This is a genomic window from Rhizobium fabae, from assembly GCF_003985135.1.
GTDB classification, from domain to species: Bacteria; Pseudomonadota; Alphaproteobacteria; order Rhizobiales; family Rhizobiaceae; genus Rhizobium; species Rhizobium pisi.
The window spans coordinates 174,678-199,843 of sequence record NZ_ML133650.1 but is presented as its reverse complement, the minus strand read 5'-3'; the positions used below and the strand labels follow the sequence as shown (position 1 = coordinate 199,843).

23 protein-coding genes and 1 pseudogene are annotated in these 25,166 nt (G+C 62.0%); 11 read left to right on the top strand and 13 right to left on the bottom strand.

Annotation, left to right across the window (positions count from 1 at the left end; translation table 11 throughout):
- Positions 1 to 8: 8 nt before the first annotated feature.
- Together EFB14_RS14440 and EFB14_RS14435 are read right to left on the bottom strand one after the other, a co-directional pair.
- Entirely contained in the window at positions 9 to 1,529 is a 1,521-nt protein-coding gene (locus tag EFB14_RS14440; RefSeq protein WP_126826284.1) for an ABC-F family ATP-binding cassette domain-containing protein, read from the bottom strand.
- 171 nt (positions 1,530 to 1,700) lie between these two features.
- On the bottom strand, positions 1,701 to 1,925 hold the full coding sequence (locus tag EFB14_RS14435; protein ID WP_125846325.1) for a hypothetical protein: 225 nt from the start codon (positions 1,923 to 1,925) through the stop codon (positions 1,701 to 1,703).
- Between EFB14_RS14435 and EFB14_RS14430 the strand changes: the two genes are divergently transcribed.
- Positions 1,918 to 2,415 carry a metal-dependent hydrolase gene (locus EFB14_RS14430; RefSeq protein WP_125846324.1) on the top strand — a complete coding sequence of 166 codons (498 nt, stop codon included), beginning with the start codon at positions 1,918 to 1,920 and terminating at the stop codon, positions 2,413 to 2,415. The genes EFB14_RS14435 and EFB14_RS14430 overlap by 8 nt on opposite strands.
- Before the next feature lie 7 nt (positions 2,416 to 2,422).
- Here the strand turns inward: EFB14_RS14430 and EFB14_RS14425 are convergent, their stop codons facing one another.
- Together EFB14_RS14425 and EFB14_RS14420 are read right to left on the bottom strand one after the other, a co-directional pair.
- Positions 2,423 to 4,018 (bottom strand): ABC-F family ATP-binding cassette domain-containing protein, encoded by a 1,596-nt coding sequence (locus EFB14_RS14425; RefSeq protein WP_125846323.1) that lies wholly within the window; start codon positions 4,016 to 4,018, stop codon positions 2,423 to 2,425.
- Positions 4,019 to 4,225: 207 nt separating this feature from the next.
- Positions 4,226 to 5,791 carry a helicase HerA-like C-terminal domain-containing protein gene (locus tag EFB14_RS14420; RefSeq protein WP_125846322.1) on the bottom strand — a complete coding sequence of 522 codons (1,566 nt, stop codon included), beginning with the start codon at positions 5,789 to 5,791 and terminating at the stop codon, positions 4,226 to 4,228.
- A 227-nt stretch (positions 5,792 to 6,018) separates the two neighbouring features.
- Here EFB14_RS14420 and EFB14_RS14415 point away from each other — a divergent pair, with 227 nt between their 5' ends.
- Positions 6,019 to 6,411 carry a hypothetical protein gene (locus EFB14_RS14415; RefSeq protein ID WP_125846321.1) on the top strand — a complete coding sequence of 131 codons (393 nt, stop codon included), beginning with the start codon at positions 6,019 to 6,021 and terminating at the stop codon, positions 6,409 to 6,411.
- A gap of 128 nt (positions 6,412 to 6,539) precedes the next feature.
- On the opposite strand, the gene EFB14_RS14410 is transcribed toward EFB14_RS14415, so the two are convergent.
- Together EFB14_RS14410 and EFB14_RS14405 are read right to left on the bottom strand one after the other, a co-directional pair.
- Positions 6,540 to 6,854 carry a type II toxin-antitoxin system RelE/ParE family toxin gene (locus tag EFB14_RS14410; RefSeq protein ID WP_125846320.1) on the bottom strand — a complete coding sequence of 105 codons (315 nt, stop codon included), beginning with the start codon at positions 6,852 to 6,854 and terminating at the stop codon, positions 6,540 to 6,542.
- A 3-nt stretch (positions 6,855 to 6,857) separates the two neighbouring features.
- Positions 6,858 to 7,124, bottom strand: a complete 267-nt coding sequence (locus EFB14_RS14405; RefSeq protein WP_125846319.1) for a type II toxin-antitoxin system ParD family antitoxin — start codon at positions 7,122 to 7,124, stop codon at positions 6,858 to 6,860.
- Positions 7,125 to 7,459: 335 nt separating this feature from the next.
- Between EFB14_RS14405 and EFB14_RS14400 the strand changes: the two genes are divergently transcribed.
- Positions 7,460 to 7,753: a hypothetical protein gene (locus EFB14_RS14400; protein WP_125846318.1), complete on the top strand. Its 294-nt coding sequence runs from the start codon at positions 7,460 to 7,462 to the stop codon at positions 7,751 to 7,753.
- A gap of 18 nt (positions 7,754 to 7,771) precedes the next feature.
- Here EFB14_RS14400 and zwf read toward each other — a convergent pair whose 3' ends face one another.
- The 3 genes from zwf to EFB14_RS14385 form a co-directional block, all read right to left on the bottom strand.
- Complete coding sequence (gene zwf, locus EFB14_RS14395) at positions 7,772 to 9,280, bottom strand: glucose-6-phosphate dehydrogenase (RefSeq protein WP_126826281.1); 1,509 nt, start codon at positions 9,278 to 9,280, stop codon at positions 7,772 to 7,774.
- Positions 9,281 to 9,386: 106 nt separating this feature from the next.
- Entirely contained in the window at positions 9,387 to 10,157 is a 771-nt protein-coding gene (gene tam, locus EFB14_RS14390; RefSeq protein WP_126826278.1) for a trans-aconitate 2-methyltransferase, read from the bottom strand.
- 18 nt (positions 10,158 to 10,175) lie between these two features.
- Positions 10,176 to 11,450 carry a hemolysin family protein gene (locus EFB14_RS14385; protein ID WP_125846315.1) on the bottom strand — a complete coding sequence of 425 codons (1,275 nt, stop codon included), beginning with the start codon at positions 11,448 to 11,450 and terminating at the stop codon, positions 10,176 to 10,178.
- Positions 11,451 to 12,009: 559 nt separating this feature from the next.
- On the opposite strand from EFB14_RS14385, the pseudogene EFB14_RS14380 reads away from it, so the two are divergent.
- Both EFB14_RS14380 and EFB14_RS14375 read left to right on the top strand, forming a co-directional pair.
- Positions 12,010 to 12,833: pseudogene (locus EFB14_RS14380) on the top strand (oxidoreductase).
- Between the two features lie 12 nt (positions 12,834 to 12,845).
- Positions 12,846 to 13,892, top strand: a complete 1,047-nt coding sequence (locus EFB14_RS14375; protein ID WP_126826275.1) for an AraC family transcriptional regulator — start codon at positions 12,846 to 12,848, stop codon at positions 13,890 to 13,892.
- Positions 13,893 to 13,897: 5 nt separating this feature from the next.
- Here EFB14_RS14375 and EFB14_RS14370 read toward each other — a convergent pair whose 3' ends face one another.
- Entirely contained in the window at positions 13,898 to 14,362 is a 465-nt protein-coding gene (locus tag EFB14_RS14370; RefSeq protein WP_125846313.1) for a cupin domain-containing protein, read from the bottom strand.
- 420 nt (positions 14,363 to 14,782) lie between these two features.
- On the opposite strand from EFB14_RS14370, the gene EFB14_RS14360 reads away from it, so the two are divergent.
- Positions 14,783 to 15,601: a sugar phosphate isomerase/epimerase family protein gene (locus EFB14_RS14360; protein ID WP_125846312.1), complete on the top strand. Its 819-nt coding sequence runs from the start codon at positions 14,783 to 14,785 to the stop codon at positions 15,599 to 15,601.
- 39 nt (positions 15,602 to 15,640) lie between these two features.
- Here the strand turns inward: EFB14_RS14360 and EFB14_RS14355 are convergent, their stop codons facing one another.
- A complete protein-coding gene (locus tag EFB14_RS14355) occupies positions 15,641 to 16,684 on the bottom strand; it encodes a zinc-dependent alcohol dehydrogenase family protein (protein ID WP_126826272.1) in 1,044 nt (347 codons plus the stop codon).
- Positions 16,685 to 17,018: 334 nt separating this feature from the next.
- Here EFB14_RS14355 and EFB14_RS14350 point away from each other — a divergent pair, with 334 nt between their 5' ends.
- Positions 17,019 to 17,906 carry a branched-chain amino acid aminotransferase gene (locus EFB14_RS14350; protein WP_126826268.1) on the top strand — a complete coding sequence of 296 codons (888 nt, stop codon included), beginning with the start codon at positions 17,019 to 17,021 and terminating at the stop codon, positions 17,904 to 17,906.
- 314 nt (positions 17,907 to 18,220) lie between these two features.
- Here the strand turns inward: EFB14_RS14350 and EFB14_RS14345 are convergent, their stop codons facing one another.
- Positions 18,221 to 19,123, bottom strand: coding sequence for a LysR family transcriptional regulator (locus tag EFB14_RS14345; RefSeq protein WP_125846309.1), 903 nt, complete (start codon positions 19,121 to 19,123; stop codon positions 18,221 to 18,223).
- Between the two features lie 138 nt (positions 19,124 to 19,261).
- On the opposite strand from EFB14_RS14345, the gene EFB14_RS14340 reads away from it, so the two are divergent.
- The 4 genes from EFB14_RS14340 (at position 19,262) to nadE (ending at position 24,414) form a co-directional block, all read left to right on the top strand.
- A complete protein-coding gene (locus tag EFB14_RS14340) occupies positions 19,262 to 20,503 on the top strand; it encodes an HlyD family secretion protein (protein ID WP_126826265.1) in 1,242 nt (413 codons plus the stop codon).
- A 74-nt stretch (positions 20,504 to 20,577) separates the two neighbouring features.
- Positions 20,578 to 22,197, top strand: a complete 1,620-nt coding sequence (locus EFB14_RS14335) for an MDR family MFS transporter (protein WP_126826262.1) — start codon at positions 20,578 to 20,580, stop codon at positions 22,195 to 22,197.
- 30 nt (positions 22,198 to 22,227) lie between these two features.
- Positions 22,228 to 23,433 carry an adenylate/guanylate cyclase domain-containing protein gene (locus tag EFB14_RS14330; RefSeq protein WP_126826259.1) on the top strand — a complete coding sequence of 402 codons (1,206 nt, stop codon included), beginning with the start codon at positions 22,228 to 22,230 and terminating at the stop codon, positions 23,431 to 23,433.
- A 147-nt stretch (positions 23,434 to 23,580) separates the two neighbouring features.
- The gene (gene nadE, locus EFB14_RS14325; RefSeq protein WP_125846305.1) at positions 23,581 to 24,414 is read left to right on the top strand and encodes an ammonia-dependent NAD(+) synthetase; all 834 of its coding nucleotides are present in this window, start codon (positions 23,581 to 23,583) and stop codon (positions 24,412 to 24,414) included.
- Between the two features lie 12 nt (positions 24,415 to 24,426).
- Here nadE and EFB14_RS14320 read toward each other — a convergent pair whose 3' ends face one another.
- Complete coding sequence (locus EFB14_RS14320) at positions 24,427 to 25,098, bottom strand: glutathione S-transferase N-terminal domain-containing protein (RefSeq protein ID WP_126826256.1); 672 nt, start codon at positions 25,096 to 25,098, stop codon at positions 24,427 to 24,429.
- Between the last annotated feature and the right edge of the window lie 68 nt (positions 25,099 to 25,166).

Here is a 25,166-nt window from a genome sequence, read left to right as displayed (position 1 = left end):
ACCATCCATCACCTCGCCACAGAAGCGAGGAACCCTTCCGGGCTGTCCACCTCCACCAATCGCTTCTTCTCGATCAGCCAGAACCGGTTGCCGACCGCTCGCACGAAACTGCGGTCGTGCGATACCAGCAGGCAGCTCGCCTCGTGCGCCATCAGCTCGCTCTCCAGCGCTTCCTGCCCCTCGATGTCGAGATGGTTGGTCGGCTCGTCGAGGAGGTAGAAGTTCGGTTCGGTGAGCCTCAGCACTAGCATGCCGAGCCGCGCCTTCTGGCCGCCGGAAAGCTGACCGATCGGCTTTGCCTGCATGTCGATCGTCATGCCGGACCCGGCGAGCAATGCCCGCCCCCGCTGGTCGCCGACATCGAAGCGGCGGATGATCGTGCCGATCGGCGTATCCTTGTCGGCCAGATCGGCAAGCGCCTGGTCGCCATAGCCGAGAACGAGCGACGGTGTCGCCTTGATGCCGTCTTGTCCTGCCTCCGGTCTTTCGATCGCCTGCTTCAGCATCGAGACCAGCCGTGACTTGCCGGCGCCATTGAGACCTAGCAGCACGATGCGGTCGCCCTGGCAGATGAACTGCCGGCCCGTCTTGAAGAGCAGCGTTCCATCGGGTGTCGTCACCGCCGCATCCTCCAGCGTCACCAGCACCTTGGCATGCGTGCCGCGATTGGCGAGCCTGATCGCGCCGGCCGAGCGCTCCAGATGCGCCGGTTTTGCCGCATCCTCGAGTTTCTCCGCCCGCTGTTTTAGCTGCTTCGTCTTGACGACGAGCAGGTCGCTGCCGGAATTGATGCCAATATTGTTGAGCTTCGCCGCCTGCTTGCGCAGCTGCTCTGCCACCTTCATATCGCGCTCGTAGCGCCGCGCCTCCGAAGCGTCGGCCTCGTCGAGGGCCACGCGCGCCCGCGTATAGGGCAGGGCGAAGACCGGGGATTGTTCCGGCCGCAGGAACAGCGTCCGGTTCGTGGTCGCATCGAGGAAGGCACGGTCGTGGCTGGACAGGATGACCGGCACGTCGCGTGGCAGCGTGTTCAGCCAACCTTCCAGCTGCGCGATCTTTTCGAGGTCGAGATGGTTGGTCGGTTCGTCGAGCAAAAGCACGTCGGGCTCTGCCACCCAGGTGCGGGCAAGCATGGCGAGCCGCTGCCAGCCACCGCTCAACTGCTTCAGCACCCGCTGGCGCATCGCCTCCGGCACATCCAGCGATTCCAGCACCACATCGACGCGCCAGCACTCGCTTTCGACCTGATCGGCCGGCAGTGCCTGTAGCACCGCGTCGTAGAATGGCGTGTCGAAGAGGGCAGGCGGCACATTCTGCGCGACATGGCCGACGGTGAGCCCGCGCGACCGGGTGATCTCGCCCTCGGTCGGTTCCAGTGCGCCGGTGATGCAGGCAAGCAGTGTCGACTTTCCCCGCCCGTTGGCAGCGACAAGGCCGATCCGATCGCCGGCATTGACGACAAGATTGAGTTTGGAAAACAAGGGATTGCCCAGCGTTACGCCGAGATTGCGGATATTGATGAGGGTCATGATCGTTCTCTGGTCTTGACCGGCTGGTCGGCGCGATCCGGGGCGTTCAGCCATCACAGGATTGCACGTATCAGGCCCGGGAAATTGCAGGAATGCGCGCTGAAATCTTCTACAGCGCCGCATCGGCCACGAAGGGCAGACCAGGAAGAGATGTCGAGAAACGGTCTCTGGTCAGCCCTGCAAACGCATTTGCAGGGCGTTGACGGGACCACGCTGGCGATTAAACCGGAAATAATATTGCATTGCGTGATCCTCCTTTCTCGAAAGGGTTGCGAGAAAGCAAATAACATTGCCCGCAAAAGGACGCAAGGGAGCCGGACGTGCGCCGATTTCCAGCCACAAACCGTGCATAGAGGATTCCTCGGGGTCGACCGGGAGCAGAAGACGCATGCTCATTGCTCATTTGCCTGCAGGCTACATTCTGGCGAGCGCCGCGCGGCAGCGATCCGCTGCGCCCCGCATCATGACTGCGGCATTGGTCGGCAGCGTGCTTCCGGATTTCGACATGGTCTATTTCTTTCTGACCGGCGGCAAGGTCCATCATCACGACTATGTCTCCCACTGGCCGCTCTTCTGGCTTGCTCTCGCCGTCGTGGCTCTGCCGATGGTCGGGCGGCTGGCGCCGCGCTGGTTTCCCGCAGCCGCCGTCTTTTTCGCAGCCGTCATGCTCCACATGATCATGGATACGGTCGCCGCGCCGATGCTCTGGCTGGCGCCATTCGATTGGTCCAGATTCGAGCTGACGACGGTGCCGGCGACCTACAGCAACTGGGTCGTCAGTTTCATGCTGCACTGGACCTTCGGTCTGGAACTTCTGATCTGTACGACGGCGTTGATCGTTGCCGTTTGCCGCAACCGCCGCGTTCGAAGCGCAGAGCGAGCATGAGCCGGAATTATCCGGCCGGATCGGCGGCAGGCAGTTTCAGCCGCCGCGTTATCCCGATGCTTTCGAGGAACGCCTTGTCGTGGCTGACGACGAGCAGCGCTCCGTCATAGGCACGCAGCCCGGCCTCGACCGCGGCGATCGAGTCGATATCGAGATGATTGGTCGGCTCGTCGAGGATCAGGAGCGGCGGCGGCGCCGAACCCAGAACACAAGCAAGGCCCGCCCGCAGCAATTGTCCGCCGCTGAGCGTCGATACGATCTGCAGCGCTGCATCTGCCCTGAACATGAAGCGGGCAAGGGCGGCCCGACAGGTGTTTTCGTCGGCTTGCGGGTTGATGCGGCGAAAATTATCGCGAATCGAAACCGACGGATCGAGAAGGCTCACCTTCTGGTCGAGCATGGAGAAGGCAGTCATGACGGCGATGGTGCCGGCCCAGGGCTTCAGATCGCCGGTGACAAGCGAAAGCAATGTCGTCTTGCCCGATCCGTTCCGGCCGGTGACGGCGATGCGTTCCGGTCCCGTCACGTCGAAGGAGAGGTCACGGATGATGGGATCGCCCGGCCGATAGCCGGATGTGACGCCGTCCATCTTCAGCACGATCTTGCTGGCGGGCAGCCCGGTCGGCGGCAAGGTTACCGACAGCGGCTGGAGGATCTCGATTTTTTCGCGTGCTGCCGTTGCATCTTCCAGTGCCTGAGCCCGCCGGCGCTCGGCGAGGCGGGCATTGTCGCCGCTTGTTGTTTCGCTCCGCTCCTTCATTCCGCCGAGCATAATGCGGGGGATGCCGCCCTTGGCTGCCATCTTTCGTCCCGCACGGTCCCTGTGCGCCTGCCGCTCCACCGTCGCCTGCGCGCTCCTCGCAACCTCGGCGATGCGCTTTTCAGCGTCGGCGAGATCGTGCTGTGCGGCCGCGAGCGCAAGTGCCCTGCGCTCGCGATAATGGCTCCAGTTGCCGCCGTAGCGCGTGGCGCCGAGCGATGTCAACTCCACGATCGCATCCACGCTTTCGAGCAATTCCCGATCATGGCTGACGATGATCGCGCCTGCCTGCCAGCTCCCAATCAGCGCAATCACCGCCTCGCGGCCCTCGCGATCGAGATTGTTGGTCGGTTCGTCGAGCAGCAGGAAATCCGGTTCCGCAAAGATTAGAGCGGCAAGCCCGGCACGCGTGCGTTGCCCGCCGGAGAGTACGGCAAGTGGCGTCTCCGCCGGCACGTCGAGCCCGGTCCGATTGAGCGCCAAGGCAATGCGGGCCTCCAGCATCCAGTCCGCGGATGCAAGCTCGTCGGCAGTCGCGTCACCCGCTTCGGCAAGGCGAAGAATGGCAAGCGCCCCGGTTGCGCCGAAGAGATCGGCCACCGTTTCCTGAGGGGCCACCTGAACGCTCTGGCGCAGGACGCCGAGGCCGCCGTTGACGGATATCGTCCCAGAAACAGGACGAATCTCGCCTGATATGAGCTTTAGCAGCGTCGTCTTACCGACGCCGTTGCGCCCGACGAGACCGGTGCGCTCCGCCCCGAAGCTCAGATCGAGATTGGAAAAAAGCAGCCGCCCGTCAGGCGCGGACCACGAAAGATGGGAGAGAGTGATGGATGCAGGCATGGATATGGATTTCCCCGTTGGCAAGGCGAATTGGCGTTGCGATCGGGTTGAAATCCATTGCGGCACACATCCTGTTGAAATGGTAGATGGCTATAACTTAGGCGAAGAATACTGACGGTTCAAGGCGCGCCTGACGCTCCAGCGCAAGGGCGGCGGCGTTATGCGCTCCGGTGTCACCGGAGCGAAGTCGCTGAGACGGATCGAAGCTTACCGCTTCAGGCTTCCCAATATCCCGCGCACCAGCGCCCGCCCGACTTGCGTCGCCACCGTGCGCGCCACGCTCTTCATCGCAGCCTCCACCACCGTCTCCCGCTGGTAGCCGGAGGCCCGGCCGCGTGATTGGCTGCGGCCTTGATCATCGTCATTGCTGCCGCCGAAGCCCGGCAGGGTCCAGCCGGAGCTCGTGGTACCCGGTTGCTGCTGAGGCGCTTCCTCCGGGGCTCGTTTGGCGGCATCGGCATCCGCCGCCTTCTTCGCCCGTGCGGCCAGGATCTCGAAAGCGGATTCGCGGTCGACGTCCTCGTCATAGACGCCGAGAACCGGGCTCTTGTCCATGATCTGCTGGCGCTCGGCATCCGTCACCGGGCCGACGCGGCCGGATGGCGGGCGGATCAGCGTGCGCTCGACGATCGAGGGCGCGCCCTTGGCTTCCAGCGTCGAGACCAAGGCCTCGCCGGTGCCGAGATTGGTGATCACGGTGGCGCAATCGAAGGCCGGGTTCGGGCGGAAGGTATCGGCCGCCGTCCTCACCGCCTTCTGCTCGCGCGGCGAATAGGCGCGCAGCGCATGCTGCGCCCGGTTGCCGAGCTGGGCGAGCACCGTTTCCGGCACGTCGAGCGGATTCTGCGTCACGAAATAGACGCCGACACCCTTGGAGCGGATGAGGCGCACCACCTGCTCGACACGTTCGGTCAGCACCTTCGGGGCATCGTTGAAAAGCAGATGTGCTTCGTCGAAGAAGAAGACCAGCTTCGGCTTCTCGGGATCGCCCACTTCGGGCAATTCCTCGAAGAGTTCCGAGAGCAGCCAGAGCAGGAAGGTGGCGTAGAGGCGCGGGTTCATCATCAGCTTGTCGGCAGCAAGCACCGAGATCTGGCCGTAGCCGTTGTTGCTCGTGCGCATGATGTCGGAGATCTTCAGCGCCGGTTCGCCGAAGAAGTGTTCGGCGCCCTGCTGTTCGAGAACGAGCAGCGCTCGCTGGATCGAGCCGACCGAAGCCTTGGAGATCAGGCCGTACTGGTTGGAAAGCTCGGTGGCGTTTTCGCCCATATAGTTCAGCAGCGAGGTGAAATCCTTGAGATCGAGCAGCGGCAGCCCGGCCTGGTCGGCGATCTTGAAGGCAATGTTGATGACGCCTTCCTGCGGCTCGGAGGCATCCATCAGCCGTGCAAGCAGCAGCGGTCCCATCTCGGCGACGGTGGTGCGCACCCGGTGGCCCTTCTCGCCGAAGAGATCCCAGAAGATCACCGGAAACTGGTCGAATTCGTAGTCGGTGAAACCGATCTGCTCGGCGCGTTTGGTGAGGAAATCCTTGGGCTCGCCCTTCGCGGCGATACCGGAAAGATCGCCCTTGATGTCGGCCGCAAAGACCGGAACGCCGGCGCGTGAAAAGCCTTCGGCCAACACCTGCAGGGTCACCGTCTTGCCGGTGCCGGTGGCTCCGGTGACAAGGCCGTGGCGGTTACCGAACTTCAGGTCGAGATATTCCGGCTTGTTGATGCTATCATCGGGATTGCGGCTCGCGCCGATGAAAATTTTGCCTTCCTCGATCATTCGGAGTATCTCCCTTCGGCCATGCCGCCGTTTGTGCCTGAAGGCATGGCTCTTTTCCGCCGCCTTCATCGAACCATCGTTTCCCTGTTATAAGCAGGGAGGCGGATGCGGACAACTGGTTGCAGTGAAAGCAAAACCGGACAAAGCGCGCCGGAAACGGGCCGGCTTGAGTCGCGGCCGAATCTCGATTAACGTTGACGTTAACGTCAAAAAACAGGAGGCTGACGATGAATGAAATTGTAACCCAGATCGCCGATCGCGTGGGGATCTCTCCGGAGCTGGCCGAAAAGGCGCTCGGCATGATGCTCGGCTTCCTGCAGCGCGAAGCTGCCGACGGCCCGGTTGCCAAGATGATCGAAGCGATCCCCGGCGGCGCCGACCTCGTCGCCCAGTTCAACGGCGAGGGCGCCGGCGGCGGCGGTCTGCTCGGCGGGCTGATGAGCTCGCTCGGCGGCGGCGGCATCATGGGGCTCGGCCAGCAACTGATGAGCGAAGGCCTCGGCATGGGCGAGATCACCTCGCTCGCCAAGGAGACCATTGTGATCGCCAAGCAATATGCCGGCGAGGAGGTTGTCGACGAGGTCGTGGGCTCTGTTCCGGGGCTCAGCCAGTTCGTCTGAGCGATGACGACCAGCAAGGGCCTTCGCGGCGTCGCCGCGAGGCTCATCATGTTTTGCCCTGGTTCCACTTGAGCCGAATCGAAAGGGCCTGCAACCTAGCGTTCATTCGGAAGAGGCTGTCTGTCGGCTTACCGTTGTCGCTCTTCCAGGATTTCGTCAGTGATATCGCGCCCACGGGCGAACACACCTAATATGTTGACGACATCGCCACTCACCGAGAACGCTACGCTGACACTGCGCCGGTAACCGATAACCCGCAGGCCCGGGATCCGGCTTTCCCGCACCGTTCCCCGTTCCGGGAACGTCTCCAAGGCTTCGATGAAGGTGATTACTGCGTCGACGAAGTCGCCGGCGATGCCGGTTCCCGCCTCAACGGCGATATCGGCATAGAGCTTGTCGAGTTCGGCTTCTGCCTTCGGATGGTAGATAATGCGGTAGGCCATGCCCTACTTGGCTTTCGCAGCGTCATTCCGGCGCTTGGTTTCAAAGCGGGCGCGCACTGTCTCGGCCGGGATACCGAGGCCTGGATTGTTCACCATGTCGTTGTAGCGCGCCGGGATCTCCTCATTGAGCCAGCGCTCGCGCGCCGCTTCATGATCCTCCAGCAGCCGCAGGCCTGCGCGGACGACTTCGCTGGCATTGTTATAGCGGCCGGACTCCAGCTGCTTCCGGACAAATTCCTCGTAGTGGTTCCCGAGCGCGACGTTGGGCATGACTTTCCTTCCGTTGTCATCAGTATGCGACAGCCACTCGCCTATGGCAATAGATGTCAATCTTTGACCTCAAGAGGCCAAAATCTAGAGAGTGGAGGGACATCATCTCGGTGCGCCGTCCTGAGGCGGCAAAGGCCGATCACCAAACTTTGATCGTCAACGCGTCGATCGACTTCCAAGGTCTGGCCAATCCAATCCGGCTGCGTGCGTCGCAAGATGGAAATCGGCATCGACCGACCCTACCTTAAGTCATGCCGGTTTTCACTGATGGCCGGATCGGCTGGAACGGTGCATCCCGCTCGTTTCATATCGGCCATATCAGAAGGAATATGGTCATGCGTACGTTGATTGCAGCAGCCTCGATCATTCTCCTCGGCTTCGCCGCTCCTGCCTTCTCCCAGGCCCTCGCCGATATGGACTACAGCGGACGTTTCGGCGGTATGCCGCCCGGCACCGTGCCGGATGCGGAATCGAGCGGCGGACTCAGGATTCCTCTCGATTTCGCTCCCATTGAAAGCGATAATATCAACGTTGTCATCCCGTCCGACCGGACGGCTTGCCCGCGCCCGGGAACACGCCAGTATCGCGCGGCCGAGCGCGACGGCACGCTGAAAGCCGCCTGCCGCTGACGCGAAGACCGGGAACGGTTATTTGCCGTCTTTGTGCAGCAAAACGCCGAGTTCATGCCATTGCCGCCCGTCGCGCTCGATGAGCTCAGCGGCGCAGGCCGGCCCCATGCTGCCCGGCGCATAGCTCTCGGGCGTGGCCGGGTCCTTCGCCCAGATATCGAGGAAGGGCTGCACTGCCGCCCAGCCGGCCTCGATGCCATCGGCGCGCTGGAACAGCGTCTGGTCGCCGATGAAGAGATCGTAGAGCAGCGATTCATAGCCGGTCGTCTTGCCGATATCGAATTTGTCAGCATAACGGAAGTCGAGTGAAACAGGCACCGTATCGACCGAAAGCCCCGGCGACTTGATCGAGATTTCCATGCTCATGCCTTCGTCCGGCTGCACCTGGATGACCAGCCGGTTTGGCGGCAGGCGGCGATTGACTTCCGTCTCGCGAAACTGCGCGAAGGGCACCTGTTGGAAGGTGATGACGATCTCGGTATCGCGGGCTGTCAGCACCTTGCCCGTCCTGAGATAGAAGGGCACGCCAGCCCAGCGCCAGGTATCGGCATAGAGCTTCAGCGCCACGAAAGTTTCGGTCCTGCTATCAGGTGAAACATCCTTGCTGTCGCGATAGGCCGGAAGGTCGACGCCGTTGAGCGGACCGCCGGCATAAGCGCCCCGCACGCCATGCGTCTTGGCTTCCTCGGGCGTATAGATACGCAGCGCCTTCAGCACCTTGCTCTTCTCGTTGCGGATCGCCTCGGCGTCGAAGCTGTTCGGCGGTTCCATGGCGATCATCGCCAGCAGTTGGAAGAGATGGTTCGGCACCATGTCGCGCAGTGCGCCCGTTGCATCGTAGAACTTGCCGCGGCTGCCGACATCGACGATCTCGGCGGCAGTGATCTGCACATGGTCGATGTAGCGGCTGTTCCAAAGCGATTCGATGATCATGTTGGCGAAACGCGCCGTCATCAGGTTTTGCACCGTCTCCTTGCCGAGGAAATGGTCGAGTCGGTAGACTTGGCTTTCTTCGACCTGGGCGAGGATCTGCGCATTGAGGGCCCGCGCAGAGGCGAGGTCGGTGCCGAACGGCTTCTCGATGGCGATACGGCGGAAGACGCCGTCGCTTTCATCGGTCAGCCCATGCGCGGCGAGCTTCTCGACGATGGTGCCGAAGAACATCGGCGGCACCGCGAGATAGAAGGCGGCATTGGCATGCGGCCCCAGTCGCTTGCCGATCTCGATGAAAATATCGTCCTTGGTGAAATCGCCCGACGTATAGGAAATGCGCTGGCGCAGGCTCTCCCACGCCTCGTCCTCTGCCGTCTGCTCTTCGCCGCCGAGATGATTCAGGAATTCGTCGAGCCGCTTGCGCAGGAATTCGTCGTCACCCGGCTCTATGCCGACACCGAGAATGTGCATATCCTCGCCGACGAGGCGGCTGCGCGTCAGGTTGATGATCGCCGGTACCAGCAGACGGCGCGTCAGGTCTCCTGTGGCGCCGAAGATGACGAGGGTGACTGGTGGAGTGGGGGCAGCGTCCATGTGTGTCATCTCCCTTGATTTCCGGCCGACTATAATCCGTGCCGATTTTGCCGCAAGCACCATGCCGCCGAGGGATAACAGGCATTTGACACCCTTGCGGCCGGCGTTACCCCTTCACCGCCACGATGAATATCCTCGGAAACCTGAGCAGCACCCGCCCGTCCGACAGCTTGGGATAGGCCTTTTCCACTCGCTTGAGGTAATCCGCCAGAAAGGCCTCGCGGTGCTCCTCGCCGGCATGGGCGAGATAAGGCATCAGCCCGGTTCCCTTCACCCATTCGACGATCGCTGCCGCATCCGCCATCGGATGATTGTAGACGGTATGCCAGATATCGACGCGCGAAGATTTGGCGATCAGCCTGTCATAATAGGCCGACGGTGGCGGCAGTCCTTTGCGGCGCACGCTCTTCGCCTCGAAGGCGGCTTTCCAGGGCCCGGCATGCGCGGTCTCCTCCAACGCCAGATGCGAGGGTTCGCCCAGATTGTCGGGCATCTGCACGGCGAGCGCGCCACCTGCGGAAAGCCCGTCCATCAACCGGTCGAAGATATCGAGATGCTCAGGAAGCCATTGAAAGACGGCATTGGCAAACAGCAGGTCGGCCGGTTCAGTTGGCTGCCAGCTCGCGAGATCGCCCTCGACAAAAGCTGTGCCCGGAAGCCGCTTGCGGGCCGCCTCCAGCATGTTCACATCGCTGTCGACACCGGAGACGCCGGCCGCCCCATAGCGGTCGATGATGAGCTCGGTCGAATTGCCCGGTCCGCAGCCGAGATCGACGGCGTGGCGCACGCTTTGAAGCGGCACTTGCGCCAGAAGGTCACGCGCCGGTCGCGTGCGTTCGTTCTCGAATTTCACATACTGGCTGGCAGACCATGCCATGGCGATCACTCCTTACCTTCAATCAGCAGATACAAGTATTTTGTCCACGCGCCTTCCGTCGAGATCGACGACTTCGAAACGCCATCCATCTCTCGTGAAGCTCTCACCCAATTCCGGCAGATGTTTCAACTCTTCCAACACCAGCCCAGCCACGGTCTGATATTCGAGATCGTCATCGAGCTTGAGATTTAAGAACTCAGCGAATTCGTCAATCGGCGTCCAGCCCGATACCAGATACGAACCGTCGTCTCGACGAGCGATGGCCTGCTCATCGACAGGTCCCTCCTGGAGAGCCCCCATGATCGCTTCCAAAATGTCGCCTGACGAAACAATTCCCTCGAAGTGGCCGTATTCGTCGAAAACCAGCACCATGTGAACAGGCGATTTCCTGATTGCTTCAATAACATTGATTGCCGTTGAAAGATCCGAAACCACCGGGACGTCCTGCGTCAGAGCCTTGATATCGGCACTGCCGTGTTCGGACATCGCGTCGTAGAAGTCTTTGACCGGAAGGATGCCGATCACCTCGTCCGAGCTGCCTTTCCGAACGGGCAACCGCGACCGTTTCGTCCGGTGCAACTGGATCCGAATTTCTTCAAGGCTGTCGTCAATATCGATAATTTCGACGTCTCGTCGGGGCGTCATGAGCGCTCGGGCGGTGCGGTCCGCCAGCCGCATGACGCCTGATATCATCGCGGACTCTTCGCTTTCGATAACTCCAGCCGACTGGGCTTCGGCCAGAACGGTTTTGATCTCCTCGTCGGAGACATTGTCGCCACCTTTTCCCGCTTGGCCCAGGAGCTTGAGGACAAGATTTCCGGAAGCGTTCAGAAGCCACACGAGGGGTAGCGCAATTTTTGAAAGTACGGTCATGGCCGGCGCGACCTTCGCCGCAACCGCTTCGGGTTCCCGCAATGCGATCTGCTTGGGAACGAGCTCGCCGACGATCAACGAAAGATATGTGATTGCCATGACGACGGAACCCACGCCAATGGCATCCGCGGCCGTCGATGACATCCCCTGGGCTTCCAGCCATCCGGTCAGGCGGCTCCCAAGCGTGGCCCCTGAGAAGGCGCCCGAGAGAACACCGACCAGCGTGATGCCGATCTGCACCGTGGAGAGAAAACGACCGGGGTTTTCGGCAAGTTTGATCGCTTGAGCTGCACCCTTGCTTCCATTGTCAGAGAGGACCTTTAGGCGGGCCGTTCGAGAAGACACAACGGCCAGCTCCGACATGGCGAGCACACCATTCAGGATGGTGAGAAACGCCACAATTCCAATTTCCAGAAACACAGGGACCCTATTCGTTGAGGTTGTAATGCCGCATTCATCAGGCGACGCGGCGAGGCATTCGAAGGGACGCGATACACATGCGCATCGCCTGTCGTCTTTCCATCATTCGCAGTGATCTGGAAAGCGGCTGCCTTTGGCGCAGCCCCGAAATAGCTGAAGCGAGGCGGACGTCATCGCGCCTTCTACAATAATCGCCACCTTCCTCGGCCGGGAGATCCCGGCTGGAACGGGCGGAGCTTGTACTGGATGGGTCGCTGTCAGGCATGTCGCAATTTTGGCGGTGAAACGCTTCCGGCGCAAGGGGCGCCAAGCGAAAATCCTTATAGCGTCTTGATGTGACGGTTTCGAGAATGGCGGCAGTACCACGTCCTGGTTGAGGATTTGCATGGAATTCTCCGTATTTCTACAACGAAAGATTTGCGTGGGTCGGAGGTGGGAGGGTGTTGCCAAGGACGGATGGGGGCATATTTGGCGTATTATGCAAGTGCCCTGGCATTTCTCGTCAGTGATCGAGGCCCGCACGAGCCCTAAGAGCATCTCATCACGAAAAGAGGTCGAGATGATTGACAAGAAAACCGCGCTCGTCACGGGCGCATCCTCCGGAATGGGCAAGGCGATCGCCAAGCGCCTGCTCGCCGATGGCTACAAGGTCTACGTCGCCGCACGCCAGGTCGAGAAGATGGAGGATCTCGCCCGGCTGGGTGCCATACCCTTGCGTATGGACATGTCGAACGAAGAGGAGATCAGAGCCGCTGTCGGCGCTATTCTGGCGGATGTCGGGACCATCGACGTGCTGGTCAACAATGCCGGCTTCGGGCTCTATGGTCCGGTCGAGGAGATCGGTATTGACGAAGCCCGCTACCAGTTCGAGGTGAACATCTTCGGCCTCGCGCGACTGACGCAGCTTCTGCTTCCGGCGATGCGCGGGAAAGGCGCCGGCACAATCGTCAACATCACCTCCATGGGCGGCAAGATCTACACCCTGCTCGGTGCTTGGTACCACGCCACCAAGCATGCAGTTGAAGGTTGGTCGGACTGTCTCCGGTTGGAACTTGCCCCGTTCGGCATCCGGGTCGTGATTGTCGAACCCGGCCTGATCGAGACGGGATTTGGCGATGTTGTCGCCGACGGACTGCTCAAGCGTTCGGGGAACGGTCCCTATGCTAAGGTGACGCAGGCTGTCGCCATGTCGCCGCGCGCGGCTTACGGCCCCGGTCGCGGCACCGATCCCGGCGTGATCGCGGATATCTCTCCAAGGCGGTCAAGGCGAGGAGACCGCGCACGCGATACGTCGCCGGCAAATATGCGAAGCCGATGATCATGATCCGCAACTGGTTTGGCGACCGCGTGTTCGACCGCGCGATCATGATTCAGATGCGATAGGAGCGGGCAGCCATGAGCGGATCGCCGGCAGACAGGTGCAAGATACCGCGGGCTTTCTGGCTCGCGGTCGAACATGTCGGCGTGCGTCCGGCAGCGCTGCTCCGCCAGGCGCGCCTGCCGGTGACACTGCATCTGAATGGCCAGGGTCTGGTCAGCACGACACAGTTCTTCGCTCTATGGCGGGCACTGGAAGAGTTGACGGCGGATCCAGGGCTCGGGATCAAACTGGTTGAATCGGCTGAAACCGCCGTGTACCCGCCCTCCAGCCTCGCGGCCTTTCATGCCCGCGACTATCGAGATGGCCTGTCGCGGCTAGCCCGGTTCAAGCGGCTTTGCACACCGGAGCAACTGCACCTTTCCGAGCAGGGCGGGGAGTGCTCGATCACGTGGGAGCGGATTTATGCCACCGAGGCGGAGCCGCCAATCGCCGTGGACGTGGATTTCGCTACGCTGGTCGAACTGGGTCGGCGCGGTACTGGACAGCGGCTGACGCCGGTTCGCGTGGAATTCCAGCGAGCCGATCCGAAGAGTAACGCGCATCGGTCTTATTTCGAATGCCCGGTCCGCTACGGGCAATCCCGCAACGTCCTGATCCTCAAATCCGCCGATCTCGACCGACCTTTTCCCGGGCATAATCCGGAACTGCTCGAACTCCTCACGCCCGCCCTTGCCTCGGCGCTCGGCGAAATCCAGGCGCGCAGTTCGATCCGCGAGCAGGTCAAGATCGTTCTGAAGAGAAGCCTGGCCAGCGGCCGACCGGAACTGTGCGACGTGGCTTTCGACCTGGGCATGAGTGAGCGCACACTCCAGCGCCGGATCACGGACGAGGGCTCGACCTTCCGCGAGTTGCTCGTCGAAGCACGTCAGGAATTGGGGAGGCAGTTGCTCTCCGATCCCTCAGCCGAGATTGACGAGGTCGCATGCTTGCTCGGCTATCAAGATACAAGCTCCTTCTACCGCGCTTTTCGGGATTGGGAAGGCGTTACGCCCAAGCAGTGGCGCGAACGCAATCTGGGACACGTCGGACGCCAGGTGGTCCCCGGCGTCTCCGTGCATTAGCCTCATCAGGCCGCGAGGATAGTGATCCCGTAAGCGTTGGCGGCTGCCGTCATGCGGGCGATGGTCTCAGTCGAAGGGCTGGCCTTTGGCGGCTCCGTCGTGCCTTCCGCTTCGATGAATTCCGCCATTTCGCGATCGACAATCGCAGAAAAGACCGCAGGGACGGTTCCCCGGTTGGAGTAGCCGTGCACCATGAACGGCGCAATGGTGACGATGTCGCCGGCGCTGGCCTCGATCTCCTCGGGACCGCTGTCGCTCAGACGCCAGATCGTCAGGTTTCCTTCGAGAATGCGGAACACCTCGGGGCTCGCATGCGCATGTTTCGGCGTCCGGCTGCCGGGCGGCACTGTGACGTCGAAGATATTGAGCCAGTTTCCGCGGATCCGAAGCTGACGCTCGATACGGTCGCCAAGGACGAAAAATCGCTTCGGGTCCTCGGCATGCACTTTCACAAATGAGTTGGACATCATGTCTCTTTCTTCTTCTTACAAGGCTTCTTCTGACGAGCTTTTTCTTGCGGGCGCAGCCGTTAGACCTTTGCGCCGCCTTTGACAACCGCCTTGTTGTCGGGGGCAACATCGCCGAACACCTTCAAAGCGGCGCGCTACGGCAGCTGAAGCGATGAACAACGCGCTCCGTTGCCAGGGGTTCAACGCCGCTCGTGCGCCATTGCGTCACGAGGCCGATATCGGAACGGCGGGTCGTTTTTGCAAGGTCCGACGATGTCGCACCAGCTGTGCTGATATGACTGGGGTCAGAGGGTTTTGAAAGATTCCCAGTCCGTAATACCGCCGACACAGAAGGGGCGCATAGAACGCCGCGGCTGTTCTCGGCCGTTCTTGAGCCATCCCTTCACGCCGTCTCGGCATTCACATTTACGGAGCGCATCCATGTCTTCTCTTCCCGTCGTCGGCGCCGCCATGACGCTCGATGAAGTCGAGCTCTATCGAGATTGGCTTTTCGAAAAGTCCCGTGATCTCGAATTGCAGAGCTTCGTCGATGCCGACATCCTGAACGGCGACTGGGCGCCGCTTGCCGACCGCGCCCGGCGGCTTCTCGACGGTCATGGCGGCCGCCTCGGCATTCACGGCCCGTTCTGGGGCTTTACCATCGCCTCGGAAGATCCCGATATCCGCACCATCGTTAACAGGCGCCTGCTGCAGGGTCTCGACGTCTGCGCCGCCATCGGGGCAACGCAGATGGTCATCCATAGCCCTTACACCTCCTGGTCCTACAACAATCTCGACAACAATGACGGCGCTCGCGAAGCGTTCGTCGAACGCACACATCTGACCCTGCGCGAGGCCGTCAGGCGCGCCGAGGACGTGGGCTGCACCATGGTCATAGAGAATATCGAGGACAAGGATCCGCATATCCGTGTCGCGCTTGCCGAAAGCTTCAATTCATCCGCTGTCGCGGTTTCGATCGATACCGGCCACGCCCATTATGCCCACGGCTATACCGGCGCTCCGCCGGTCGATTATTACGTCAAGGCCGCCGGCAACCGCCTGCAGCATGTCCATCTGCAAGATGCCGACGGATATGCGGACCGCCACTGGAGCCTCGGCGAAGGTTCGATCCACTGGCACGCCGTCTTCGCGGCCCTTGCTCAGCTCGAATGCAACCCGCGCCTGATCATCGAAATCAAGGACAAGTCGAAGATCCCGGCGTCTGCTGCCTATCTCGCTTCGATCGGCGTGGCTGAATAAGGGGCGCTGCTCGCCACCGCTGGGGCCGGTGGAGTTGCCTTAAGAAAACCGCGTGATGACGCTGATCCCGGTCGTCTCGGCCTTGTCAAGCGCCATCAGCGCGGGCACGGCCTCTTCGAGGCTGATCTGCCGTCCGATCAGCTTCTGCGGCGCGATCTTGCCGGCCGCGAGCATCGAGAGCATGGCGTCGTAACGCCAGGCCTGCATGCCGTGGCTGCCGTAGATCTCCAGTTCATGGCCGATCACCTGCGCCATCGGGATTTGAGGCGTCGCATGCTCGGCGAGCATCAGCCCGACCTGCACGTGCCGCCCCCGCCGGCGCAGGTTCTTGATCGAGTTGAAGCAGGTGGCGGGGTGTCCGAGCGCGTCGATCGAGACATGCGCGCCGCCCTTGGTGATCTCCCGCACCGCCTCCGCGACATCTGAGACGCTTGAGGCATTGACCGTCGCCACTGCGCCGCAGCTTCGCGCGAAGGCGAGTTTCTCCTCTGATATGTCGATGCCTATCGCATTGGCTCCGAGTGCCGTTGCGATCATGATCGCCGACAGGCCGACGCCGCCGCAGCCGTGCACGGCGATCCATTCGCCGGGCCCGGTGCGGGCCTGGTCGGCGACGGCGCGAAACGAAGTGGCGAAACGGCAGCCGAGGCTTGCCGCCGTCGCATCGTCGATTGTATCGGGCAGGTGCACGAGATTGGTGTCGGCATAATCGATCGCCACATATTCGGCGAACGAACCCCAGTGGGTGAAACCCGGCTGAAACTGGTTCGGGCAGACCTGCTGGTTGCCGGAATGGCACTCGGCGCAATGGCCGCAGCCGGAAACGAACGGCACCGTCACTCGGTCGCCCACCTTGAAACGCATGACGCCGCGGCCGGTGGCGACGATCCGTCCGGCAAGCTCGTGTCCCGGCACATGCGGCAGGCGAATATCGGGGTCATGCCCCATCCATCCGTGCCAGTCGCTGCGGCAGAGCCCGCTTGCGCCGACCGATATGACGACGCCGTCTTCAGTGGGCGTCGGATCGGGCAGGGTGCGGATGTCGGGCGCCTGTTCGAAGGCTTCGTAGAACATGGCTTTCATCGGCGTCTTCCCTTGCTGGCTATCCGAGAGTACGCGCATGATGACATGCGGTGGGCAGCCGTTCCAATATTCCATTCCATCATTTTTGCTGATGCACCCATCGATTGAGCGCTTGCTGCCGCGCACGAATATTGCGGTCCGGTGCCGTCCTCCGGTATTTTCTTGCTTCCGCGTTTCCCGGCCGGATTTGTCCTTGACCCGGGTTGCCGCGGTGGGTTTTGCTTTGCAGAGCAATTCCAGCAAAGTGCCAAGCAACTTTCCCAGGGAATGCGCTGAAAACAAAGAGATAGAGCATTTCCGTGCGGAAATGCCCGTCTTCATAAGGGAGGGCAAAATGGCCGTCGATACATCACCGCGCTCGACCACCTGGACCCATGTCGATGGGGAATGGCTTCCGGGCAATCCGCCGCTGATCGGGCCGACCTCGCATGCCATGTGGCTCGGCTCGTCGGTCTTTGACGGCGCCCGTTGGTTCGATGGCGTCGCTCCGGATCTCGACCTGCACTGCCAGCGGATCAATCGCTCGGCGCTTGCGATGGGCCTGAAGCCGGTGAAGACTGCCGAGGAAATCGCGGCGCTCGCCTGGGAAGGCATTGAGAAATTCGATGGCGCAACCGCGATCTACATCAAGCCGATGTATTGGGGCGAACATGGTTCGCCCGGCAGCGTCGTCTCCGTCGATGCGGAATCGACCCGCTTTGCGCTCTGCCTGTTCGAGGCTCCGATGGGCGGTCATGGCGGCACCAGCCTCACGGTCTCGCCCTATCGCCGTCCGTCGCCGGAAACGGCGATGACCGAGGCGAAGACCGGCTCGCTCTATCCGAACAGCGGCCGCATGATCGCCGAGGCGCGTAGCCGCGGCTTCGACAATGCGTTGGTGCGCGACCTGAATGGCAATGTCGTCGAGACCGCCTCATCGAACGTCTTCATGGTGCGCGACGGCGTGGTGATGACGCCTGCGGCCAACCGCACCTTCCTTGCCGGCATCACTCGCGCCCGCGTCATCGGCCTGTTGCGCAAGGCCGGGTTCGACGTCGTTGAAGCAACGCTTTCCGTCGAGGATTTCCTTCAAGCCGACGAGATCTTCACCACCGGCAACTATTCCAAGGTCGTCGGCGTCATCCGCCTCGACGGCCGCGATCTCCAGGAAGGTCCGGTCACCCGCAAGGCGCTGGAACTCTACATGGACTGGGCCTACGGCAGAAGCGAGAGCGAGGAGTGAGAGTGAGGGTGAGGGTGAGGGTGAGGAGCGGTCCCGCGAAGCGGGAGCAATCGATCCAGTGAGTCGATTGCAGCGAAGAACGCCCGAAGCGCAAGCGCAGGGCCGGGGCGGTCGCCTCTACCAAAATCCACGCATCCGCCCCTCATCCGCCTGCCGGCACCTTCTCCCCGCTTGCGGGGCGAAGGGATATGCCGCGACCTTTCCGTACCCAACCTGCGTCTCGCATGGCACGTCCCCTCGCCCCGTTTACGGGGAGAGGGTTAGGGTGAGGGGCAGCGTCTTGCGCTGAGGTCAGGCGATCATCCCTCGCGCACTCACGTCATCCACTTCCGATGTTCCGCAAATCGCTCCACCAGCAAATCGATGAACAACCGCACCTTCGTCGGCAGATGGCTGCGGTTGGGGTAGACCGCGTTGATGTTGAGTTCCACCGGCCGGTAGTCCGGCATCATCTTCACCAGCCGTCCTTCGGCGATGTCGTCGAACACCACGAAGCTCGGCGCCAGGAAGATGCCCCGCCCATTCAGCGTCAGGAAACGCAGCATCTCGGCGCTGTTCGAGACGACGTTGCCGCCGATCTTGATGCTCTCCTGCTTGCCTTCGCCATCCTCGAAGCGCCATTCGTCTCCGTAGGGGTAATAGGCATATTGCAGGCAATTGTGATCGGCGACCTCGGCCGGCGTCTTCGGGTTCGGATGGGTTTCGAGATAGGCCGGCGAGCAGACGAGCATATGGCGCCAGGGCGTCAGCTTGCGCGCGACGAGCGATGAATCCGGCGGTGGCACGGTGCGCATCACCAGATCGTAGCCGTCCTCGATCATGTCGACCATCCGCTCGCCGACGCTGAAATCGAGTGAGATCGCTGGATAGAGTTCCATATATTCGCTGACGACGGGCAGCAGGAAACGCACAATGGCGCTGCTGGTATAGACCTTCAGCGTGCCGCGCGGCGTCGAGCTTAGCGCGCCCGCCGTCCGGTCTGCCTCTTCCAGTTCGGCAAGGATCTGCGACGAGCGCTCATAGTAATATTTGCCGGTTTCCGTCAGGCTGACCTTGCGCGTCGTGCGGTTGAGGAGCCGCACGCCGAGCCGATCCTCCAGCGATTGCACATGATTGCCGACCATGGTGACGGACATGTTGAGCCGGCGCGCGGCGGCGGAAAAACCGCCGCATTCCACCACGCGGCCAAAGACTGTGAGACTTGTCAGCCGATCCATATTGCCCTCGGATTATCCGCTGAGAGTTGATGATCCTTCTCGATATAAGCAGATTATCAAAATGAATGGCAGGGTCCATTTTCCGTCTCATTGAACACGGCCTCTCACAGACGAGGCCAATTGCGAAGGAGAAGGACGATGGTCGAGTTACCCCGCAAGGATGTTTTCGAAGGTGCGAGGGAGGTCGAGCAGATTTTGGCCGAGGATGCCGCCAGGGCGCCCGCCGCCGAGGCGCCTGCCATGCCTGTTGCCGAAGCAGCAGTTGCGAATGCGCCCAAAAAGACCGGCCGCAGCATCGTCAAGCGCGCCGTCATTGCCGCAGCCCTCCTTGCCGGCGTCGCTTTCGCAGGCGATTTCGGCTACCGTTACTGGACGGTCGGCCGCTTCATTGAATCTACCGACGATGCCTACGTGAAGGCTGACTACACCACCGTCGCCCCGAAGGTCGCCGGCTATATCAGGCAAGTGCTCGTCAGCGACAATGACGCCGTCAAGGCCGGCCAGGTTCTCGCCCGCATCGACGACCGCGACTTCCAGGCTGCCCTGTCGCAGGCGAGAGCCGATGTGAAGGCGGCAGAGGCCGCGATTGCCAATATCGACGCCCAGATCGCCCTGCAGCAGTCGGTGATCGAGCAGGCGAGGGCGACGATCGATGCTTCGCAGGCGTCGCTGGATTTCGCAGTGTCCGATGCCGCCCGCTCGGCCCGCCTCATCAGCAATGGCGCCGGCACGCAGTCCCGCGCCGAGCAGACCCAGTCGGCCCGCGACCAGGCTTCCGCCGCCGTCGAGCGCGACCGGGCAGCCCTCGTCGCGGCTGAGAATAAGGTGCCGGTGCTCCAAACTCAGCGCGAACAGACGGTTGCCCAGCGTGACCGCGCCACCGCCGCCGCCCACCAGGCGGAGCTCAATCTCTCCTATACCGATATCGTCGCCGCCGTTGATGGTACGGTCGGCGCCCGGTCGATCCGCGTCGGCCAGTATGTCACTTCGGGCACGCAGTTGATGGCCGTCGTGCCGCTGCATGCGGTCTATGTCGTCGCCAATTTCAAGGAAACGCAGCTGACCTATATCAGCCCCGGCCAACCGGTCGAGATCAAGGTCGACAGCTTTCCCGACATATCGATCAAGGGCCATGTCGACAGCGTTTCGCCGGCAAGCGGCCTGGAATTCTCGCTGCTGCCGCCTGATAATGCCACCGGCAACTTCACCAAGATCGTCCAGCGCATTCCGGTCAAGATCGTCATCGACGACGAGGCTCTGAGGGGCCTGCTGCGCTCGGGCATGTCGGTCGAGCCCGAAATCGATACCAAAGCTGCCCAGGCTAAGGCTGCCCAGACCTCCGCGGCAGCCGAGGAGGGATCATCCAGTCCCGCTGGATGATCCCTCCATTTCCCGAATGATCACCCGAACCCCGTCATGAGAAGTTTTCCGTGAAAGCCGGAAGGAGATATGTCATGGCCACTCTTCAGATCGCCGCAAATAGCAATTCGAGCGCACGCCCCACCGCTGCCGCGCCGGCAAAACCTGCCGCCATGAGCCTGCTTCGCATGTGGGCGGCCGTTGTCGGCTCGACGCTCGGCGCCTTCATGGCAGTCCTCAATATCCAGATCGTCAATGCCTCGCTTGCCGATATCCAGGGCGCCATCGGCGCCGGCACGGATGACGGCGGCTGGATCTCGACTTCCTATCTGATCGCCGAGATCGTCGTCATTCCGCTCAGCGCCTGGCTGGCGCGGGTCTTCTCGGTCCGCAACTATCTGCTTGTTAACGCCATCCTCTTTCTCGTCTTCTCCGTCGCCTGCGCCTTCGCGGCCAATCTGCAGCAGATGATCATTCTGCGCGCCATTCAGGGTTTTTCCGGCGGCGTGCTGATCCCGATGGCATTCACCATCATCATCACGCTGCTGCCCAAGCCCAAGCAGCCGATCGGCCTTGCCCTCTTTGCGCTTTCGGCCACCTTTGCACCGGCCATCGGCCCGACGATCGGCGGTTACCTCACCGAAAACTGGGGCTGGGAATATATCTTCTACGTCAACCTCGTGCCCGGCGCGCTGATGGTCGGCATGCTCTGGGCCTCGCTCGATCGTGGACCGATGAACCTGAAGCTGCTCGCCAAGGGCGACTGGCCGGGTATCATCACCATGGCGATCGGCCTCGCAGCCCTTCAGACCGTACTGGAGGAGGGCAACAAGGAAGACTGGTTCGGCTCCGATTTCATCCTCCGCCTGTCGGTCATCGCCGCCGTCTCGCTGACGCTGTTCCTGATCATCGAGCTGAAGACTGCCCATCCGCTGCTGAACCTTCGCCTGCTGGTCCGCCGGAACTTCGGCTTCGGCATCGTCGCGAACTTCCTGCTCGGCATTGCGCTTTATGGTTCGGTCTTCGTACTGCCGATCTATCTGACCCGTATCCAGGGCTATAATTCCGAGCAGATCGGCATGGTTCTCGCCTGGACCGGCATCCCGCAACTGCTGCTGATTCCGCTGGTGCCGCGTTTGATGAAGCGCTTCGACGTCCGCCTGCTGATCGTCGTCGGCTTTGCCCTCTTCGCCGCTTCGAACTTCATGAACGTGCACATGACCGGCGACTATGCGAGCGACCAGCTCTTCTGGCCGAATATCGTCCGCGCCATCGGCCAGGCACTGGTCTTCACGCCCCTCTCGGCAATCGCCACTGCGGGCATCGAGCAGGAGAATGCCGGTTCGGCTTCGGCACTCTTCAACATGATGCGCAATCTCGGCGGCGCGGTCGGCATCGCTTCGCTTCAGACTTTCCTGTCGAAGCGCGAGCAGTTCCACTCGAACATCCTGACCAACTCGGTTTCCCTCTTCGAGGAAGCCACCCGCGATCGTGTCGCCAGGCTCACCGCCTACTTCATCAGCCACGGCGTCAGCGACCAGGCGCTCGCGAGCCACAAGGCCGTCGTCGCCATCGCGCTGAAGCTGCGCAAGCAGGCCAATATCATGGCCTTTAGCGACACCTTCTTCCTGCTCGGCGTCGCCCTCGTCGTCGCCCTGCTTGCAAGCCTGCTTCTCAGGAAACCCGGTCAACTCTCCGGCGGCGGCGCTCACTAGCGCCTCGTCCGACTCAAGGAGGAGAAAGCCATGACATCCGCGATCTATGCCGCCGATACCGACAGGCTCCAGCCCAAGACTGCCCGTGATGCCGTCAGCGTCGGTGCACTGCTCTCGATCATCGAATGGCTCTCCGGCGACGAATGCCACGCGCTCGACGAAGCGGGCCTCGTCTCCGGCCTCGGCCGCAGGCTTCAGGCGCTCGGCCTGCCAGTCGACCGGTTGACCCTGCATCTGATGACGCTGCATCCGGAGTTCATCGGACGCACCATCGCCTGGGCGCCGGGCGAGCCGGTCGAGATCCACGACCGCGAACACGGCGCGCGGGTCGCCATATCAAACACGCCGCTGCGCAAGGTCATGGAAACCCGCGAACCGCTTGTCGTCGGCCCAGGCGAAAGCGTGCACGGCCGCTGGCAGCATATCGATGTCTTTGCCGATCGCGGCCTGATGCAGCTCGTCATTGCGCCGCTCAGCAATGCCGATGGGCCGGTCAGCGCCGCCGTCTTCGGCACGAAGCGGCCGGGCGGCTTCACCGCCTCCGACCGTCACGTGATCGAACGCATCCTGCCGGCGCTGCGCAATGCCAGCGAGCTGCGCATTCTGCGCCAGGTCGAGCTCAGCCTGCTCGATACCTATATTGGCCCGCTGACGGCAAGCCGCATCCTGGCCGGCCGCATCCGCCGGGACCAGATCGAATCGATCGAGGCGGCTCTGCTGCTCTGCGATCTGCGCGGCTTTACCGAACTGTCCAACCGGCTGCCGGGCAGCACCGTGCTCGGCCTGCTGAATGCCTATTTCGACAGGATCGTGCCAGCCATTACTCGTGAGGGCGGCGAGGTGCTGAAATTCATGGGCGACGCCGTGCTCGCCTTCTTTCCGGGCTACGATGCCGCCCATTCCTGTGGCGCCGCGCTGGCATCGGCCCGCGCCATCCTCGATGAGGTCGACCATTTCCAGTACGAAGGCATCGGCGTGAAAGCCGGCATCGCCCTTCATTACGGCGAAGTCAGCTACGGCAACGTCGGCTCCGGCCGCCGCCTCGACTTCACCCTGATCGGCGGCGACGTCAACCTGGTCAGCCGCATCCAGACCGCTTGCAGTGAACTCGGCGAGGCCGTGCTGATGTCGGAGCCGTTTCGCGACGAGGCCGGGGCAGGGGATGTGGTGTCGGTCGGGACGCACATGTTGAAGGGCTTTGCGGAGCCGGTGGAGCTATTTACGATCGTGCGGTAGGTGCGAGCTCACCCTCTCTACCTAGAGATATTGCGTCCCGGCGCCACTTGCACCAAATGCATGGCAGGTCTGCCCGAAACGGCTTCGCCTTCCCCCATCTTTTCGCCATAGTGGCGCCGAAATTCCGTAAGTGGGAGGAAGAGGCTTATGACTGTGCTGTTCGACGAACAAGGCGATATCATCCGTGAACTGGGCGTTGCCGCCGATATCGATGCTGAGCATGAGATCGAACGCCGAACCGCCTTCCTCAAGGATTATCTCGTCGCGTCGGGCATGCGCAATTACGTCCTCGGCATCAGTGGCGGCGTCGATTCGCTAACGGCGGCGCTGCTGGCCCAAAAGGCGGTGCGCGAGCTGCGGGACGGCGGCCATACCGCCGAATTCATCGCCGTTCGTCTTCCTTATGGTGTCCAAGCCGACGAAGCCGATGCGAGTCGGGCGCTCGAAACGATCGGCGCGGACCGCTCGATGGTGGTCAATATCAAGGAGCCGGCCGATGCGATGCTTGCGGCGGCCCGTAGCGGCGGCCTCGCTTTTGCCGATGCCGGCCGGCAGGACTTCATCCTCGGCAATATCAAGGCTCGTCAGCGCATGATCGCACAGTTCGCTCTTGCCGGCGCATTGGGTGGTCTCGTCATCGGCACCGATCATGCCGCCGAGGCGGTGATGGGCTTCTTCACCAAGTTCGGCGACGGTGCGGCCGATATTCTGCCGCTCGCCGGTCTCAACAAACGCCGCGTCCGCCTGCTGGCAAAGAGGCTCGGCGCCCCAGATGAACTGGTGTTCAAAGTGCCGACCGCCGATCTCGAAGACCAGCGCCCCTTGCGTCCTGATGAGGAGGCCTATGGCGTCACCTATGACGAGATCGACGATTTCCTCGAAGGCAAGCCGGTCGGCGAGATCTCCCGCCGCCGGATTCTTGCGGCCTATCGGGCGACCGCTCACAAGCGCGCCCTGCCGGTGGCCGTAAACGCGCTCTGACAATCGTCGGCGTTACGGCCTGACCGGCTCACCCGTCCGTCCGGCCGAGGCGAGATAGGCATGCGGTGCGAAATAAACGCCGTCGGCGTCGAAGGCTTCGAGGTCTTCAGCCTGCAGCGCTTCGCGCACCTTCGGCCGCGCCGCAACCTGAGCCATGAAGCCGTGCAGCGCCGGCCATTGCTGAAGATCGATGTCGGTCCAGGGCGACCAGTTCAGGCAGACGAAAAGATAGGCGTCCGCCACGGTGAAGGCATCGCCGGTGAGATAGGGTCCGGCAAGACGGCCATTCAGCCAGGCGAGCCGCTTCGAGATCAGTGCGCGGATCTCCCCATGTACGCTGGAATAAATCGGATTGAACAGCAGCACCATCGGCTTATGCAGCTCGGCGGTGATGAAATTGAGGTAGGATTGCACCTCGTTGCGGCTGAGGTTGCCGACGTCGGGCAGCAGGGCCGAGCCTTCGGCGAGAAACTGCACGATGGCCGGCCCCTCGGTCAGCACCTTGCCGTCGTCGAGCATCAGCGCCGGCACATAGCCATTGCCGTTGATGGCGAGGTAATCCTCGCCTTTGCTCGTCCTGTGGGTTTGCCGGTCGACCTGGACGAGCTCGATATCGAGCCCCAGCTCCCGGCAGATGATGTGCGGCGAAAGCGAACATGCTGCAGCGTGCATATAGAGTTTCATTATGGATCTCCTCTCTTGCGCAGACAGCTGACGCCGACCGCCGATATCGTTGGACATTTGTACTGTTT

Coding starts and splice junctions, on each gene's coding strand:
- EFB14_RS14440 (WP_126826284.1), bottom strand. CDS start 1,529: ATGACCCTCATCAATATCCGCAATCTCGGCGTAACGCTGGGCAATCCC.
- EFB14_RS14430 (WP_125846324.1), top strand. CDS start 1,918: ATGCTCATTGCTCATTTGCCTGCAGGCTACATTCTGGCGAGCGCCGCG.
- EFB14_RS14435 (WP_125846325.1), bottom strand. CDS start 1,925: ATGAGCATGCGTCTTCTGCTCCCGGTCGACCCCGAGGAATCCTCTATG.
- EFB14_RS14425 (WP_125846323.1), bottom strand. CDS start 4,018: ATGCCTGCATCCATCACTCTCTCCCATCTTTCGTGGTCCGCGCCTGAC.
- EFB14_RS14420 (WP_125846322.1), bottom strand. CDS start 5,791: ATGATCGAGGAAGGCAAAATTTTCATCGGCGCGAGCCGCAATCCCGAT.
- EFB14_RS14415 (WP_125846321.1), top strand. CDS start 6,019: ATGAATGAAATTGTAACCCAGATCGCCGATCGCGTGGGGATCTCTCCG.
- EFB14_RS14410 (WP_125846320.1), bottom strand. CDS start 6,854: ATGGCCTACCGCATTATCTACCATCCGAAGGCAGAAGCCGAACTCGAC.
- EFB14_RS14405 (WP_125846319.1), bottom strand. CDS start 7,124: ATGCCCAACGTCGCGCTCGGGAACCACTACGAGGAATTTGTCCGGAAG.
- EFB14_RS14400 (WP_125846318.1), top strand. CDS start 7,460: ATGCGTACGTTGATTGCAGCAGCCTCGATCATTCTCCTCGGCTTCGCC.
- zwf (WP_126826281.1), bottom strand. CDS start 9,280: ATGGACGCTGCCCCCACTCCACCAGTCACCCTCGTCATCTTCGGCGCC.
- tam (WP_126826278.1), bottom strand. CDS start 10,157: ATGGCATGGTCTGCCAGCCAGTATGTGAAATTCGAGAACGAACGCACG.
- EFB14_RS14375 (WP_126826275.1), top strand. CDS start 12,846: ATGAGCGGATCGCCGGCAGACAGGTGCAAGATACCGCGGGCTTTCTGG.
- EFB14_RS14370 (WP_125846313.1), bottom strand. CDS start 14,362: ATGATGTCCAACTCATTTGTGAAAGTGCATGCCGAGGACCCGAAGCGA.
- EFB14_RS14360 (WP_125846312.1), top strand. CDS start 14,783: ATGTCTTCTCTTCCCGTCGTCGGCGCCGCCATGACGCTCGATGAAGTC.
- EFB14_RS14355 (WP_126826272.1), bottom strand. CDS start 16,684: ATGAAAGCCATGTTCTACGAAGCCTTCGAACAGGCGCCCGACATCCGC.
- EFB14_RS14350 (WP_126826268.1), top strand. CDS start 17,019: ATGGCCGTCGATACATCACCGCGCTCGACCACCTGGACCCATGTCGAT.
- EFB14_RS14345 (WP_125846309.1), bottom strand. CDS start 19,123: ATGGATCGGCTGACAAGTCTCACAGTCTTTGGCCGCGTGGTGGAATGC.
- EFB14_RS14340 (WP_126826265.1), top strand. CDS start 19,262: ATGGTCGAGTTACCCCGCAAGGATGTTTTCGAAGGTGCGAGGGAGGTC.
- EFB14_RS14335 (WP_126826262.1), top strand. CDS start 20,578: ATGGCCACTCTTCAGATCGCCGCAAATAGCAATTCGAGCGCACGCCCC.
- EFB14_RS14330 (WP_126826259.1), top strand. CDS start 22,228: ATGACATCCGCGATCTATGCCGCCGATACCGACAGGCTCCAGCCCAAG.
- nadE (WP_125846305.1), top strand. CDS start 23,581: ATGACTGTGCTGTTCGACGAACAAGGCGATATCATCCGTGAACTGGGC.
- EFB14_RS14320 (WP_126826256.1), bottom strand. CDS start 25,098: ATGAAACTCTATATGCACGCTGCAGCATGTTCGCTTTCGCCGCACATC.